At 64.4% G+C, this 15421-nt stretch carries 11 protein-coding genes; 10 read left to right on the top strand and 1 reads right to left on the bottom strand.

Annotated elements, in window-relative coordinates; translation table 11 throughout:
- Positions 1 to 232 precede the first annotated feature (232 nt).
- Both IVB40_RS34430 and IVB40_RS34435 read left to right on the top strand, forming a co-directional pair.
- A complete protein-coding gene (locus tag IVB40_RS34430) occupies positions 233 to 1468 on the top strand; it encodes an LLM class flavin-dependent oxidoreductase (RefSeq protein WP_027566064.1) in 1236 nt (411 codons plus the stop codon).
- A 62-nt stretch (positions 1469 to 1530) separates the two neighbouring features.
- On the top strand, positions 1531 to 2907 hold the full coding sequence (locus IVB40_RS34435) for a cytochrome P450 (RefSeq protein WP_247817658.1): 1377 nt from the start codon (positions 1531 to 1533) through the stop codon (positions 2905 to 2907).
- Between the two features lie 99 nt (positions 2908 to 3006).
- Here IVB40_RS34435 and IVB40_RS34440 read toward each other — a convergent pair whose 3' ends face one another.
- Complete coding sequence (locus IVB40_RS34440) at positions 3007 to 3849, bottom strand: glucose 1-dehydrogenase (protein WP_247404828.1); 843 nt, start codon at positions 3847 to 3849, stop codon at positions 3007 to 3009.
- A gap of 195 nt (positions 3850 to 4044) precedes the next feature.
- On the opposite strand from IVB40_RS34440, the gene IVB40_RS34445 reads away from it, so the two are divergent.
- From IVB40_RS34445 to IVB40_RS34480, 8 genes are all read left to right on the top strand, one after another.
- The gene (locus IVB40_RS34445) at positions 4045 to 5010 is read left to right on the top strand and encodes a sensor histidine kinase (RefSeq protein ID WP_247817659.1); all 966 of its coding nucleotides are present in this window, start codon (positions 4045 to 4047) and stop codon (positions 5008 to 5010) included.
- Positions 5011 to 5218: 208 nt separating this feature from the next.
- Positions 5219 to 6955, top strand: a complete 1737-nt coding sequence (locus IVB40_RS34450) for an EAL domain-containing protein (RefSeq protein ID WP_247817660.1) — start codon at positions 5219 to 5221, stop codon at positions 6953 to 6955.
- Between the two features lie 218 nt (positions 6956 to 7173).
- Positions 7174 to 8358, top strand: a complete 1185-nt coding sequence (locus IVB40_RS34455; RefSeq protein ID WP_247404831.1) for a substrate-binding domain-containing protein — start codon at positions 7174 to 7176, stop codon at positions 8356 to 8358.
- 215 nt (positions 8359 to 8573) lie between these two features.
- A complete protein-coding gene (locus tag IVB40_RS34460; protein WP_247285173.1) occupies positions 8574 to 9365 on the top strand; it encodes an ABC transporter ATP-binding protein in 792 nt (263 codons plus the stop codon).
- Positions 9362 to 10084: an ABC transporter ATP-binding protein gene (locus IVB40_RS34465; protein WP_247817661.1), complete on the top strand. Its 723-nt coding sequence runs from the start codon at positions 9362 to 9364 to the stop codon at positions 10082 to 10084. The genes IVB40_RS34460 and IVB40_RS34465 overlap by 4 nt, the downstream gene beginning before the upstream one ends.
- Positions 10081 to 11091 carry a branched-chain amino acid ABC transporter permease gene (locus IVB40_RS34470; RefSeq protein WP_027566072.1) on the top strand — a complete coding sequence of 337 codons (1011 nt, stop codon included), beginning with the start codon at positions 10081 to 10083 and terminating at the stop codon, positions 11089 to 11091. The genes IVB40_RS34465 and IVB40_RS34470 overlap by 4 nt, the downstream gene beginning before the upstream one ends.
- The gene (locus IVB40_RS34475; protein WP_027566073.1) at positions 11088 to 12173 is read left to right on the top strand and encodes a branched-chain amino acid ABC transporter permease; all 1086 of its coding nucleotides are present in this window, start codon (positions 11088 to 11090) and stop codon (positions 12171 to 12173) included. The genes IVB40_RS34470 and IVB40_RS34475 overlap by 4 nt, the downstream gene beginning before the upstream one ends.
- A gap of 136 nt (positions 12174 to 12309) precedes the next feature.
- A complete protein-coding gene (locus tag IVB40_RS34480) occupies positions 12310 to 15420 on the top strand; it encodes an EAL domain-containing protein (RefSeq protein ID WP_247817662.1) in 3111 nt (1036 codons plus the stop codon).
- Position 15421: the final 1 nt, after the last annotated feature.

Below are 15421 nucleotides of genomic sequence, written 5' to 3' on the forward strand. Positions count from 1 at the left end.
GCGCGCGACCCTTCGGATGTCGTTGCCGATCATCGCAGGCCTAATGCGGCGCCGCGATTACCTCGAAGGTAGGATCCTCGCGCGTTCCGCCACTCTCTGCGTGCCACGGAGAGGGAGACGACACACGCATGGCTGCATTCCGCCGCGCGGGACATCGCGCGATTGCGTTCGCTGTCTCCAGCACGTAGCTTCGCGCCACAAACAAGCAAAAAATCAAGCCGGAGAGAACGCCATGGCGCGCCTGAAGTTCGGAGCCTTCCTTGCCCCGCATCATCCGATCGGGGAGCATCCGATGCTCCAGTTCCGGCGCGATCTCGACCTGGTCGAGCAGTTGGATAGCCTCGGCTATGACGAGTTCTGGTGCGGCGAGCATCATTCCTCCGGCTGGGAAATGATCGCCTCGCCGGAGATGTTCCTGGCGGCGGCCGGCGAGCGCACCAAGCGGATCAAGCTCGGCACCGGCGTGGTGTCGCTGCCCTATCACCATCCCTACAACGTCGCGCAGCGCATGGTGCAGCTCGACCACATGACCGGCGGCCGCGCCATCTTCGGCTCCGGCCCCGGCGCGCTCGCCTCCGACGCGCATACGCTCGGCATCGATCCGATGACGCAGCGCGACCGCCAGGACGAGGCGATCGGGGTGATCCGCCGTCTCTTCAATGGCGAGCGCGTCACCGCGAAGAGTGACTGGTTCACCATGAACGACGCCGCGCTGCAGCTGCTGCCGTTGCAGGAGGAAATGCCGTTCGTGGTGGCCTCGCAGATCTCGCCCTCCGGCATGACGCTCGCCGGCAAATACGGCATCGGTATCATCTCGCTGGGTTCGATGACGACGCAGGGGCTGATGTCGCTGCAGCAGCAATGGCAGTTCGCCGAGGACGCGGCGAAAAAGCACGGCACCAAAGTCGATCGCGCGAACTGGCGCGTGCTGCTGACCTGGCACATCGCCGAGACCCGCGAGCAGGCCCGCCGCGAGGCCGGCGCCGGGCTGATGCGCTGGCACAACGAATATAATGTCGGCACGCTACAGCGGCCGGGCCTGACCGCGTTCGCCTCACCCGACGAGGCCGTGGACAAGACCGCTTTCGTCGACGGCGCGGCCTCCGTCATCGGCACGCCCGACGACCTCGTCAAGATGATCAAGAACGTGATGCAGGTCTCCGGCGGCGTCGGTGCCGTCATCGGATTCGTGCACGACTGGGCCAACCCGGAGAACACGCGCCGGAGCTGGGACCTTGTCGCGCGTTACGTCGTGCCTGAGATCAACGGCTACATCGACGGCCTGCGCAAGTCGCAAAAATTCGTGATCGAGAACCGCGCGATCTTCGAGCGCGCGGGACAGGCCGTGATGGCCAAGATCATGGAAAACGAGAAGGCCGCCGAGGCGCTGAAGGTGACCGGCGCCGGCCGCGTCGCGATTCCGGCCGTCAATGCGCCGGATTTGCAGAAGGAAGCGGCGAAGCGGTAGCGCAGAGTCCTCGTCACGGATTGTGCTATGTTGGCCGGGTCTCGCCAACCGGAGCAATCGTCATGTCGATGCAGAATGTGGCCGCGCCTGCGCTCGGCTTCACTCCGCCCAAGCGCAACGAGCTGACCCACATCCCCGGCGACGAAGGCTGGCCGATCATCGGCAAGACCTTCCAGGTGCTCGCCGACCCCAAAGGGCATATCGAGGCGAACGGCGCCAAATACGGCCTGGTCTATCGCACGCATTTCTTCGGCGAGACCAATGTCGTGCTGCTTGGCCCCGAGGCCAACGAACTTGTGCTGTTCGACCAGCAAAAGCTGTTCTCCTCGACCCATGGCTGGAACAAGGTGCTCGGCCTGTTGTTTCCGCGCGGATTGATGCTGCTGGATTTCGAGGAGCACCGGCTGCACCGCAAGGCGCTGTCGGTGGCGTTCAAGTCCGGACCGATGAAATCGTATCTGAGCGATCTCGACCGCGGCATCGCCGCCCGCGTCGCGCAGTGGAAGGCCAAGCCCGGCGAGATGCAGCTCTATCCGGCGATGAAGCAGCTCACGCTCGATCTCGCCGCCGCGTCCTTTCTCGGCGCCGATATCGGCCCGGAAGTCGACGAGATCAACCGCGCCTTCGTCGACATGGTCGCCGCTGCCGTCGCCCCGATCCGCCGACCGCTGCCGGGCACGCAGATGGCGGCCGGCGTCAGGGGACGCAAGCGCATCGTGGCTTATTTCCGCGAGCAGATTCCGCTGCGACGCGGCAATCACGGCGGTGATGACCTGTTCTCGCAGCTCTGCCGCGCAACCCACGAGGACGGCGCGCTGCTGTCGGAACAGGACATCATCGACCACATGAGCTTTCTGATGATGGCGGCGCACGACACGCTGACCTCGTCACTGACCTCGTTCATCGGCGAGCTCGCGGCAAATCCCGACTGGCAGGACAAGCTTCGCGCGGAGGTCATGGAGCTGGGGCTCGCCCCCGATGCGCCGAGCAGCTTCGACGATCTCGAAAAGATGCCGCTGTCGGAGATGGCGTTCAAGGAAGCGCTGCGGATCAAGCCGCCGGTGCCCTCGATGCCGCGCCGCGCTATGCGCGATTTCACTTTCAAGGGTTTTTCGATTCCGGCCGGCACCGCGATCGGCGTCAATCCGCTCTACACCCACCACATGAAGGACATCTGGCCGGAGCCGGATCGCTTCGATCCGCTGCGTTTCACCGAGGAGGCCCAGCGCAACCGCCACCGCTTCGCCTGGGTCCCGTTCGGCGGCGGCGCGCATATGTGCCTCGGCCTGCACTTCGCCTACATGCAGGCCAAATGCTTCGCGCGGCACTTCTTGCAGAACATCGAGGTATCGCTCGAGCCCGGCTACAAGCCGGACTGGCAGATGTGGCCGATCCCGAAACCGCGCGACGGATTGCGGGTGCGGGTGAAGGCGGTGTGAGCATCGCAGTCGTCATTGTGAGCGAAGCGAAGCAATCCAGACTGCGTCCGCGGAAGCAGCCTGGATTGCTTCGTCGCTTCGCTCCTCGCAATGACGAAACTATCCGGCCCCCTGATCGAACGCCTTGCGCAGGGCCACGTAGCCCTGCTGCTGCTGGCTCCAGTTGCGACCGCCGGTCATCGCGCCGTCGATGACGAGGTCATGGCCGTTGATGAAGCTGGATTCGTCGCTGGCCAGGAACACCGCTGCGTGGGCGATGTCATCGGGAAGGCCGGCACGCGGGATCGGCTGCGCGGTCTTGTAGACCTCGCGCATCACCGCCGGCGTCTTCTCCGCCGCGTCGGTCGAAAGCCCGAGCGCCTTGCCGAAAATGCCGGTCGCGATCGCGCCGGGCGAGATCGAGTTGACGCGGACGTTGGATTCGCCGAGCTCCATCGCGACGCATTTGGTGAGGTGGATCACCGCCGCCTTGGCCGCACCATAGACCATCGACGACGAGAAGCCGGCCAGACGGCCGGCGATGCTGCCATTGTTGATGATGCTGCCAAAGCCCTGCTTCTTCATGTGGGGCGCGGCGTGCTTCATGCCGAGCATGACGCTGCGCAGCAGGGTCGCCATCGCCGCGTCGAAGCGCTCGACCTCGAGGCCTTCGATGCCGCCGGTCTGCGCCGGGCCGCCGGCATTGTTGAACAGGCAGTCGATGCGGCCGAATTTGTCCACCGCGAGCGCGATCAGCGCCTGCATCTGCGCTTCGACCGTCACATCCGTCTGGCGGAAGACGCAATTCGCCCCGAGCTGCTTCGCCAGCGCCTCGCCTTCCGGTATGCGCCGGCCCGCGATCACAATTTTGGCACCTTCGGCAACGAAGACTTCAGCAGTGCGCAACCCGATCCCGCTCGTCGCGCCCGTGATCACCGCGACCTTGCCATCCAACCTGCCCATGGAATGTCCCTGTTTTCGAACCCCTTGACGCCAAATGGCGGACACCGATCTACGACGGCGCCGCGACAGTTGGCGCCGCAGCAGGCACTATTCCTGCCGGCTTCCGACAAGGCAAGCTTTGCTTGGGGCCGGCGACATGCGTAACATTCCTGGCGACCGCTCGATTGTCGAACGCATATCGCCACCGGATCGCGCATGGGGAAGCTGATCGACGAATTCCGCAAGGGCTGGCAGGGCGTGGCACCGCCATCGCTCGGCCTGAGCCTCGCGTTTGCGGTCGCCTGCCTGCTGGTTGCGACGCTGGCGCGCTGGGCTCTCGCCCATGTGCGGCCCGACGTCTATTTCACGCCGTATTTCCCGGCCGTATTCTTTGCGGCCGCGTTCGGCGGCTTCCGCATCGGAATCATCACGGCGCTGGTCGGCGGCGTGCTCGGCGTCGTCGTGAATTTTGGCGATGCCCTTGCCGATAACGCGCGATTCGCCCTGCTGGCGCTCTATTGGGCGGTCAGCGCCCTCACCATCTGGGGCGTCGAGCATTATCGCTCGCTCCTTGTCGAGCAGCGCCGGATATCCAGACGCCTGATCGAGGAGGAAGACTATCGCAAGCTGCTGGTCGACGAGCTCCAGCACCGGCTGAAGAACAAGCTGTCGACGGTGCATGCGGTGCTGCATCAAGTGTTGCACGATCAGCCGCAAATCTGGGCCCGGATCGATCCGCGGCTGCGGTCGCTTGCCGCGACCGACGATTTGATCTCGCGGATCGACAAGGCCGGCTGCGACATTCGCGACCTCCTGATCTCCGAGCTCGGCCCTTATGGCCATGTCCGCTTCACGCTGAACGGCGACCGGCTGTTCCTGCCGCCGAAGCTTGCGGTCACACTGTCCCTGATGTTTCACGAACTCGCCACCAACGCGGGCAAATATGGCGCGTTCTCCGCGCCACGCGGGTTGTTGCAGGTGTCATGGACCGTCAGCGACGACCGTCTGATCGTGACCTGGGATGAAACCGAGGGCCCGAGCGTCGACAAGGTCTCCGAGCCGGGTTTCGGCACCAAGCTGTTGAAGTCCGCGCTGTCGGCCTTCGACGGCAAGACGGAGGTCTCCTATCTCAGGACCGGACTTCATTGCACCATGCAATGCCGCATCCCCAAGGACGGTTAGACACGGCGCAACCGAAAGCCGTTCGCGCGCTTCGTTCGCGGTTTCGCCGGACGCGTTGACGCCCCGTTAATGACGATGGGCTGCGCGCGTCGCATCGCCGCAAAACACCACCGTAATTCTCCGGACCCCTTAACCAAACTTAAGAGGGAACCGCGCAAGATCGCGGCCATTGCAAAGGCGTGCTGAAACAACAAGATTCATGACTTCTATGAACGACAACAAATATTCCGGCGCGGGCGAAGCCGAACTCGGATTTCTCAAGGAAATCGTTAGAATGCTGCCTGCCGGCCTGACCGTGCAGGACGCGCAAGGCGAACTTCTCCTGGTCAACGATGTCGCGGCCGCCCAGCTCGGCATGGACGGCAGCCGCCCCTCGCGCGATCTCGCGTCCCGCCAGGAAGCCTGCCGGCAGGCTCTGAGCTCCGGCCGTGCGGTCGTCGCCGAGGAAGCGCTCCACGACGGAGCCGCACGCCAAGTGCTGCTGACCACCCACCGTCCGGTCCGCTTCGACGGACGCGAGCTGCTGATCTCGGCCTCCTCCGACATCACCGAGCAGAAGAATTTCGAGGACCAGCTGTTCCGCTCGGCCTATTTCGACGAGCTGACCGGCCTGCCCTCGCGGCGCGTGATCGAACATCGCGCCACCAGCCTGCTCGCGCAGGGTCGCGCCGGCGAGCGCTTTGCGCTCGCCTTTCTTGACGTCGACAATTTCAAGCACATCAACGACTATTACGGCCACGCGGTGGGCGATGCCCTGCTGGTCGAGCTGTCGAAGCGGCTTGGACGCGGCTTGCGCGACTCGGACATGCTGTCGCGCATCTCCGGCGACGAGTTCCTGCTGCTGCTGTCACCGATCCAGAGCCAGGAGGAAGTCGCCGAGTTCATGCAGTCGACGCTGGAGCGGCTGACCGCGCCGTTCTTCATCGACAATTCGGAAGTGTTCGCCTCAACCTCCGTCGGCATCAGCCTCTACCCCGATCACGGAAGCAGCTTCGAGACACTGCGTCAGAACGCCGACATCGCGATGTACCGCATCAAGAATGACGGCAAGGGATCGGCGGCCTTCTTCGACTCCAGCATGGAGCGCGAGGCGCTGGCGCGCATGAAGATCGAGCAGTCGCTGCGGCAGGCCATCCTCGAGAAGCGCTTCTGCTGCGCCTTCCAGTCCAAGGTCGACATCCGTACGCAGGAGGTAAAGGGCATCGAGGCCCTGGTGCGGCTGCGTGATGACGAGGGCGTGATCCAGGCGCCGGGCTCGTTCATCAATCTTGCCACCGAACTCGGGCTGATCGACGAGCTGACCCATCTCGTGCTCGCCGAAATCGTCAAGTCGATCGACCTGATCAACGAGACGTTCGGTGCGGAAGCGACCATCAGCATCAACGTCGCGGCCAAGCAGGCCGGCAACCCCGAATTCATGCGCAGCTTTGCCCAGGCGCTCGACGACACCGGCTTTCCGCAGCGCTTCATGATCGAGGTGACGGAAGACGCCTTCGTCGCCAAGAATCATTTCCAGGCCGAGATCCTGCCGATGTTCCGCAAGCTCGGCGTCGCCATCTCGATCGACGATTTCGGCACCGGCTATTCCTCGCTCTCGGCGCTGGCCGACATCACCGCGGACGAGATCAAGATCGACCGCTCCTTCATCACCGATATCCATAAGCGTCCGCGCAACCAAGGCATCCTGCGCGCGATCGAATCCCTGAGCGAAGCGCTCGGCATGACCGTGATCGCCGAAGGCATCGAATCCTACGAGGAGCTCGCCTACCTCCAGGCTGCGACCAAGATCCGTTACGCGCAGGGCTATTATTTTTCCCGGCCGATCTTCCTGGAGGAGCTGAAGCTCGCAACGCCCATCTCCAGCGAAGCACGCGCCAGCGTCACAAACCGCTCGACGCAACAGAACCGGCAGGGCTATTCCCGCGCGAACGGATATCGGCGGTAACCCCGGGCCTGATCGTTACTTTGCAAAGCCTGAGCAACCCGTTCCACGGGTGAGGTCATAATTGCATCTGCCGATTTCCTCGGCAGAAGCGATCCGGCGCGGCCGGGCCGGGACAATGTCACACATGCCCGTCGCGTGGTCTGCCGGAAGGTGGAATTGCAATGTCCGCACGGTTGTGCAAATCGCTATGGCCAAAGAATTCATCAGGAGGGACCACCGTGCGTCGATCGCTCATCTTAGCAACAACCATCCTCGCCCTCGCCGCGGGCACCTCCGCACAGGCCGACGATCTCAAGGTCGCGCTGATCTACGGCAAGACCGGCCCGCTCGAGGCCTATGCCAAGCAGACCGAGACCGGCCTGCAGATGGGTTTTGAATACGCCACGAAGGGCACCATGACGCTCGACGGGCGCAAGATCGTTGTCATCACCAAGGACGACCAGGGCAAGCCGGATCTTTCCAAGGCCGCGCTCGCGGAAGCCTATCAGGACGACAAGGCCGACATCGCGATCGGCACGACCTCGTCGGCCGCGGCACTCGCGATCCTGCCCGTCGCCGAGGAAAACAAGAAGATCCTGATCGTCGAGCCCGCGGTCGCGGACCAGATTACCGGCGAGAAGTGGAATCGCTACATCTTCCGCACCGCGCGCAACTCGTCGCAGGACGCGATCTCGAACGCGGTCGCGATCGGCAAGCAGGGCGTCACCGTCGCGACGCTGGCGCAGGACTACGCCTTCGGCCGTGACGGCGTCGCTGCCTTCAAGGAGGCGCTCGGCAAGACCGGCGCGACGCTCGCCGCCGAAGAATATGCCCCGACCTCCACCACCGACTTCACCGCGGTCGGCCAGCGCCTGTTCGACGCGCTGAAGGACAAGCCGGGCCGCAAGGTGATCTGGGTGATCTGGGCCGGCGCCGGCAATCCACTGGCAAAACTCCAGGACATGGATCCGAAGCGCTACGGCATCGAACTGTCCACCGGCGGCAACATCCTGCCGGCGCTCGCCGCCTATAAGGGCCTGCCCGGCATGGAAGGCGCGACCTATTATTTCTACGCGATCCCGAAGAACCCTGTGAATGACTGGTTCGTCGCCGAGCACCAGAAGCGCTTCAACGCGCCGCCGGACTTCTTCACCGCGGGCGGTTTCGCCGCCGCGATGTCCGTCGTCGCCGCCGTCACCAAGGCGAAGTCGACCGACACCGAGAAGCTGATCACGGCAATGGAAGGCCTGGAGTTCGACACGCCGAAGGGCAAGATGATGTTCCGCAAGGAAGACCATCAGGCGCTCCAGAGCATGTATCACTTCAAGGTCAAGGTCGATCCGAACGTCGCCTGGGCCGTGCTCGAGCCGGTGCGCGAGCTGAAGATCGAGGACATGGACGTTCCGATCAAGAACAAGCGCTAGGTGCTTCTCCACCTCTCCCGCTTGCGGGAGAGGCCGGGAGACGGCTCTGTCCTCCTGGGGGTTCTGGATTGCGGAGACACCCTCTCAGTAGCCGATGCTCCGCATCGGCGTTCTTTCAAGAACGGCGACCGTAGGCCGCCTGTGCCTCTCCCGCAAGCGGGGGAGGCAGCGCAGCGTGATCGCGGACAAGTTCTCCTCTCATCATTGCCAGACCCATGACGCTGACCCTCGAAACCCGCGACCTCACCATCCGCTTCGGCGGCCATGTCGCGGTCAACAGCGTCACCTGCAGCTTCCGCCCGGGCGAGCTCACCGCGATCGTCGGCCCGAACGGCGCCGGCAAGACGACTTATTTCAACCTGATCTCCGGCCAGCTCCGCGCATCGAGCGGCAGCATTCTGTTCGATGGCACCGACATCACCCAGCATTCCGCGCCGATGCGGACGCGCGCGGGCCTCGGGCGCGCGTTCCAGCTCACAAACCTCTTTCCGAACCTCTCGGTGGAGGAGAACGTGCGCCTTGCCGTGCAGGCCGCCAACGGCACTCACTACGACATGCTGCGGCCCTGGATGGTCCGCCGCGATCTGATCGCCCGCGCCGATGCTATCCTGGATCAGGTCGCGCTCGGCGGCCGCCGTGGCGTCGCCGCGACCGCACTGTCGCATGGCGATCAGCGCAAGCTCGAGGTCGCGCTGATGATGGCGCTCGAACCGAAGGTTTTCATGTTCGACGAGCCGACCGCAGGCATGAGCATCGACGAGGTGCCGGTCGTGCTGAACCTGATCGCGCAGCTAAAGCAGGACAAGAGCAGGATCATTCTGCTCGTCGAGCACAAGATGGACGTGGTGCGATCGCTCGCCGACCGCATCATCGTGCTGCATAACGGGCAGCTCGTGGCCGACGGTCCGCCGGCCGAAGTGATCGCGTCACCAATCGTGCAGGAAGCCTATCTCGGCGTCGCGCCCAAGACATCTGAAGGGAATAAAGTTGCAGGGGGCGCAGCATGACCGATCTGTTGAGGCTCTCCGGCGTGCACACCCATATCGGCCGCTATCACATCCTCCAGGGCATCGACCTCGCTGTCGCGCAGGGGCAGACCACGATGCTGCTCGGCCGCAATGGCGCCGGCAAGACCACGATGTTGCGCACCATCATGGGCCTCTGGCAGGCCTCCTCCGGCGAGATCAGCCTCGCCGGCGAGCGCATCGAGAGCCGTGCGACGCCCGACATCGCGCGGCTCGGCGTCGGCTACGTGCCGGAGAGCATGGCAGTGTTTTCCGACCTCACGGTGAAGGAGAACCTGGTGTTGGCGGCGCGCGCCGGGCCGCTCGATGACGCCCAGCTCGACTGGATTTTTGGCTTCTTCCCGGCGCTGCGCCGGTTCTGGCTATCGCGCGCGGGAAGTCTCTCGGGCGGACAGAAGCAGATGTTGTCGATTGCCCGCGCCATCGTCGAACCGCGCAAGCTCCTGCTGATTGACGAGCCGACCAAGGGACTGGCTCCAGCGATCGTGATGGCGCTGATCGAGTGCCTGAAGGAGATCAAGCGCAAGGGCGCCACGATCCTGATGGTCGAGCAGAATTTCTTTGCCGCCCGCGAGCTCGGCGACGACGTGCTGGTGATGGACAACGGGACCATCGTTCATCGCGGCGAGATGGCGGCCTTGGCCTCCGACGTGCCGCTGCAGGAGCGGCTGCTCGGCCTGAGCCTGGAGGCGCATCAATGACCGAGCTCGCCGCAACCGATCCGCTGCCGAAGCCGAAGCGCGACATCGCGCCGATCCTGCTGCCGATCGCCGTCGCCCTCGTGATGATCCCGCTGATCGGCTCCCCCAGCACCTGGCTGACGCTGACGGCCGCGAGCCTCGCGATGGGCATGATGATCTTCATCATGGCCTCCGGGCTCACGCTCGTGTTCGGCCTGATGGACGTGCTCAATTTCGGCCATGGCGCCTTCATCGCGGTCGGGGCCTACGTCGCGACCCTGGTGCTGGCGCCGTTCGCCGCTTCCCTCCAGGCGGATTCGCTGTGGATCAACCTCGCGGTGCTGGCGCCGGCGGCATTGCTGTCGATGGCGGTCTCCGGCGCGCTCGGCCTGATTGTCGAGCGGGTGCTGATCCTGCCCGTCTACGGCCAGCATCTGAAGCAGATCCTGATGACGACGGGCGGCCTGATCGTCGCCGAGCAGACGCTGTATGCGGTGTGGGGGCCGCAGATCATCCCGACGCCCCTGCCGACGTCGTTGCGCGGCTCCTTCATCCTCGGGGACGTCGCGATCGCGAAATACCGCGTGCTGGCGACGCTGATCGGCCTTGCCGTCTTCATCGCGATCCAGCTCGTGCTCAACCGGACCAAGCTCGGGCTTCTGATCCGCGCCGGCGTCGAGAACCGCGAGATGGTCGAGGCGCTCGGCTATCGCATTCGCCGCCTGTTCCTCGGCGTGTTCATGACGGGGTCGGCGCTGGCCGGGCTCGGCGGCGTGATGTGGGCGCTGTATCGCGAGCAGGTTCACGCCTCCATGAGCGACGACCTCACCGTCCTGATCTTCATCGTCGTCATCATCGGCGGCCTCGGCTCGATCGGCGGCTGCTTCATCGGCGCGATCCTAGTGGCGATGATTGCCAATTACGGTGGCTTCCTGGTGCCGAAGCTCGCCCTCGTCTCCAATATCCTGCTGATGGTCGCCATTCTGATGTGGCGGCCGCGCGGCCTTTATGCGGTGACCAGCCGATGATGATCCTGTCAGGCGATCCGCCGCGCAGCCGCGTGCTCACGCTCGTTCTCGTCCTCATCATCCTGGCGCTGGTGGCGACGCCGTTCCTGTTCCCCGGGGCGAAGGCGCTGAACGTCGCGGCCAAGATCTGCGTCTTCGCCGCGCTGGTCGCCTCTTACGATTTGCTGCTCGGCTATACCGGCTCGGTGTCGTTCGCACACACCATGTTCTACGGGATCGGCAGCTACGCGATCGCGATCGCGCTGTACGGGATGGGCCCGAATTGGGGTGCGGTTGCAACCGGCATCGTGATCGGCCTGCCGCTTGCCGCACTGCTTGCGCTTGCGATCGGACTGTTCTCGCTGCGGGTCGCCGCGATCTTTTTCGCCATGATCACGCTCGCGGTTGCATCCGCCTTCCAGGTGCTGGCCTCGCAACTGTCCTGGCTGACCGGCGGCGAAGATGGCCGCAGCTTTCAGCTGCCCGAGCTGCTCAGGCCCGGCACGGTGCTGATCTCCAGGAACGTGCTGGGATTCGAAGTCAACGGCCGCATCCTGACCTACTATCTGGTGTTCGCCGTCTCGGCCCTGATGATCCTCGCTTTGCTGCGGGTGGTGAATTCGCCGTTCGGGCGCGTGCTGCAGGCTATCCGCGAGAACCGCTTCCGCGCCGAGGCGCTCGGCTTCCGCACCGTCTTCCACCTGAGCTACGCCAACTGCATCGCCGCACTGGTCGCCGCCGGCGCCGGCATTCTCAATGCACTGTGGCTGCGTTATGCCGGCCCCGATACCTCGCTCAGCTTCTCGATCATGCTGGACATTCTCCTGATGGTCGTGATCGGCGGCATGGGCACGATCTACGGCGCGATCATCGGCGCCACCATCTTCATCCTCGCCCAGAACTATCTGCAGGCGCTGATGGGCGTCGCCTCCAAGGCGGCGTCGGAAGCCGGTCTGCCGCTGCTGCCGGGGCTGTTGCATCCGGACCGCTGGCTGCTGTGGCTCGGGCTGCTCTTCATCGCCAGCGTCTACTTCTTTCCGACCGGCGTGGTCGGACGGCTGCGCAATCTCGGCGGTGACAAGAGCGCGGGCAGCTCGCATTAACGCACGATTCATGATGCAGCGCGGCAGCTCGCTGGACGCGACTGCGATCACGCAACGAGATTAACGCTCAGGTAACTGGCTTTCCTAAGCTTTACGCCATTTGTGTGGTGTATCCCTGTCCCTTCAGGGAGGGGGAATGCGCCAGGTCTTTGCAAGGATTGCAGCCGGAATGTTCCTAGCCGCGAAGCACGGCTGGGAGGCAGCGATTCGGCGCGGACCGGTGCTGTGGCTCACTTTGTGCGGCGTGTTGCTGGTCGCGGGGATCTTCGCGGTGACCGCCATGGCCGTCGGCGAATTTCGCGAACGTACCCTGGCCAACCGCGAACGCGAGCTGGAAAATACGGTACAGCTGATCGCGCGGCACTTCGATCAGCAATTCGAAGATTCCGACGTCGTCGCCGCCGATGTGATCGGGCAGATGAATTTGCCGGAGATCAGTTCGGCCGCGATGTTCCGCGAGCGCATGTCCGGACCCGCGATGAACCAGATGCTGCGGAGCAAGATCGGCCCGGTGTCCTACCTCGGCGACATCGCGATCTACGATGCCGACGGCGAACTGATCAACTGGTCGCGGGCCCAACCGCTGCCCAAGATCAACATCTCCTCGCGCGCCTACTTTCAGACCTTCAAATCGAATCCGATGGCCGAACCGGTGGCGCTGGAATCGGTCCGCAGCTTCATCATCGGAAAATGGACCACGATCGTCGCGCGTCGGCTGAGCGGCGCAGACGGCAGCTTCCTCGGCACGATGGTCCGCCGGATCGATCCGGACAGCTACCAGAACTATTTCGCGTCCGTTGCGCTTGCTGAGGGCACGGCGATCTCGCTGTTCGACCGCAATGGCAAGATGCTGTCGCGCTACCCGCATGTCGAAGAGCTGATCGGCAGGGACTTCAAGGAGGCGCCGCTGATGCGCAAGATGCTGGCCGAAGGTGGCCGGCACACCCTGCGCGTCAAAGGTCCGATCGACGGCGACGAGCGCCTCGGCTCCGGGGCCTCGCTTTCGCATTTCCCGCTGGTCATCGTCGCGACCAACACCACGAAAGCCGCGCTGGCGGACTGGCGGCAGCAGACCGGTTTCATGGTCACCACCGCCGCGCTTTCGGCCACCGTGATTGCGCTGATCCTGTTCCTGATCGTTCGTCAGATCAACCGGCAGAACCGCGAGGCGCAGCAGCGACTGGAAGCGGAGCGAGGCCGGCTCGACACCGCCTTGAACAACATGTCGCAAGGGCTGATCCTGTACGATGCCGCGGGCTACATCGTCACCTGCAACCGCCGCTACGCCGACATGTTCGGCCTCTCTCACGACGTCATCAAGCCCGGCTGTCACATCCGTGAGGCGATGTATCACCGCAAGGAGCGCGGCGCGTTCGACGGCGATGTCGAGGCATTTTGCGCCGAGGTCATGAGGGTCGTCGCGGAGGGCACGGTCTCCACCAGAAGCCATCACTTGCCGAGCGGCCGCGCTTTCCAGGTCATCAATACCCCGCTCGCGCAGGGCGGATGGGTGGCCACGATCGAAGACATCACCGAACGCCGCAAGCTGGAGCAGGAACGCGATCGCAACTACATGTTCCTGCGCGAGATCATCGACCACATCCCGTCGCAGATCACGGTGAAGGATGCTCAAACGCGGCGATATCTGCTGGTCAACCGGACCGCCGAAGAGCAATTCGGCCAATCAGGTGATCACATCGTCGGCAAGACTCCGTTCGACATGTACCCGGAAGCTACCGCCAGGGTCGTCACCGACGACGACAGCAAGGCGCTGAAGGCGGCCGAGGGATTGTTCAAGGACGAACATGCCTGGCAGAGCCAGGCCAAGGGGCTACGCTACATCACCTCGACCCGGATCCGAATCCGCGACGAATCCGGCGAGCCGCGTTACCTCATCAATGTCGTCGAGGATGTCACCGAACGGCGGCGCGCCGACGAGAAGATCGCGCATATGGCGCATTACGATGCGCTCACCGACCTGCCGAACCGGACGCTATTCCGCGAGCAGATCGAGCGCGAACTTGAGAAGGTCGGCGGCGGCAGCCAGTTCGCGCTACTCTATATCGACGTCGACGAATTCAAAGGCATCAACGATTCGCTCGGTCATCACGTCGGCGACGAACTGTTGAAGGGAATCGCGGCCCGCATCCGCGGCTGCCTCGGACAGGGCGACCTGATCGCGCGGCTCGGCGGCGACGAATTCGCGGTGATCCAGACCGGGATCGAGTCGTCCGCCGACGTGGTGTCATTCGTGACGCGGATCTTCGAGGCGATCCGCCGGCCCTATCATTGCTTCGGTCATCAGCTCTCCACCGACGCCAGCATCGGCATCGCGATGGCGCCGCAGGACGGCACCGATCTCGACCAGCTCATCAAGAATGCCGACCTCGCGATGTACGGCGCCAAGGCCGAGGGCCGCCGCACCCACCGCTTCTTCGAGCCAGAGATGGACGCGAGCGCCAAGGCGCGCCTGAGCCTGGAGCAGGATTTGCGCCAGGCCCTGGTGAACGGCGGCTTCGAGATCCACTATCAGCCGTTGGTCGACCTGCGCACCAACGAGGTCACGGGCTGCGAGGCGCTGCTGCGGTGGCGGCATCCCCAGCGCGGCATGGTGTCGCCGGCCGAATTCATCCCGATCGCCGAGGACACCGGCCTGATCAACGAGCTCGGCGACTGGGTGCTGCGCATGGCCTGCAACGAGGCGGCGACCTGGCCAGCGCATGTGCGCGTCGCGGTCAACGTCTCGCCGGTGCAGCTCAAATGCGAGACGCTGGCCCTGCGGATCGCCGGCGCGCTCGCGGATTCCGGACTTGCCCCGTGCCGGCTCGAGCTCGAGATCACCGAGGCCGTGCTGATCCGCGACGACGAGGCGGCGCTCTCGATCCTCCACCAGCTCCGCGCCATCGGCGTGCGCATCGCGCTCGACGATTTCGGCACCGGCTACTCCTCGCTCAGCTATCTGAAGCGCTTCCCGTTCGACAAGATCAAGATCGACCGCTGCTTCGTCGCTGATATCGCCGAGGCGAGCGGCGCGCCCGTGATCGTGCAGGCGGTGGTGAACATCGCCGCCGCCAGCAACATGACCACGGTCGCGGAGGGCGTCGAGACCGAGGCGCAGCGCGAGATGCTGCGCGCGCTCGGCTGCACGGAGATGCAGGGCTATCTTTTCAGCAGACCGAAGCCGGCCAGCGAAGTGCGACAGCTGTTCGGTCCGAGCCATGCTTTGCCGGTGGCGGCGGTGGCCTGAC

It is taken from the genome of Bradyrhizobium sp. 40 (assembly GCF_023100925.1).
In the GTDB taxonomy this organism is placed as follows: domain Bacteria; phylum Pseudomonadota; class Alphaproteobacteria; order Rhizobiales; family Xanthobacteraceae; genus Bradyrhizobium.

Bases quoted from the DNA above. Each gene is read 5' to 3' on its own strand.
- IVB40_RS34430 (WP_027566064.1), top strand. From the start codon at position 233: ATGGCGCGCCTGAAGTTCGGAGCCTTCCTTGCCCCGCATCATCCGATC.
- IVB40_RS34435 (WP_247817658.1), top strand. From the start codon at position 1,531: ATGTCGATGCAGAATGTGGCCGCGCCTGCGCTCGGCTTCACTCCGCCC.
- IVB40_RS34440 (WP_247404828.1), bottom strand. From the start codon at position 3,849: ATGGGCAGGTTGGATGGCAAGGTCGCGGTGATCACGGGCGCGACGAGC.
- IVB40_RS34445 (WP_247817659.1), top strand. From the start codon at position 4,045: ATGGGGAAGCTGATCGACGAATTCCGCAAGGGCTGGCAGGGCGTGGCA.
- IVB40_RS34450 (WP_247817660.1), top strand. From the start codon at position 5,219: ATGAACGACAACAAATATTCCGGCGCGGGCGAAGCCGAACTCGGATTT.
- IVB40_RS34460 (WP_247285173.1), top strand. From the start codon at position 8,574: ATGACGCTGACCCTCGAAACCCGCGACCTCACCATCCGCTTCGGCGGC.
- IVB40_RS34465 (WP_247817661.1), top strand. From the start codon at position 9,362: ATGACCGATCTGTTGAGGCTCTCCGGCGTGCACACCCATATCGGCCGC.
- IVB40_RS34470 (WP_027566072.1), top strand. From the start codon at position 10,081: ATGACCGAGCTCGCCGCAACCGATCCGCTGCCGAAGCCGAAGCGCGAC.
- IVB40_RS34475 (WP_027566073.1), top strand. From the start codon at position 11,088: ATGATGATCCTGTCAGGCGATCCGCCGCGCAGCCGCGTGCTCACGCTC.
- IVB40_RS34480 (WP_247817662.1), top strand. From the start codon at position 12,310: ATGCGCCAGGTCTTTGCAAGGATTGCAGCCGGAATGTTCCTAGCCGCG.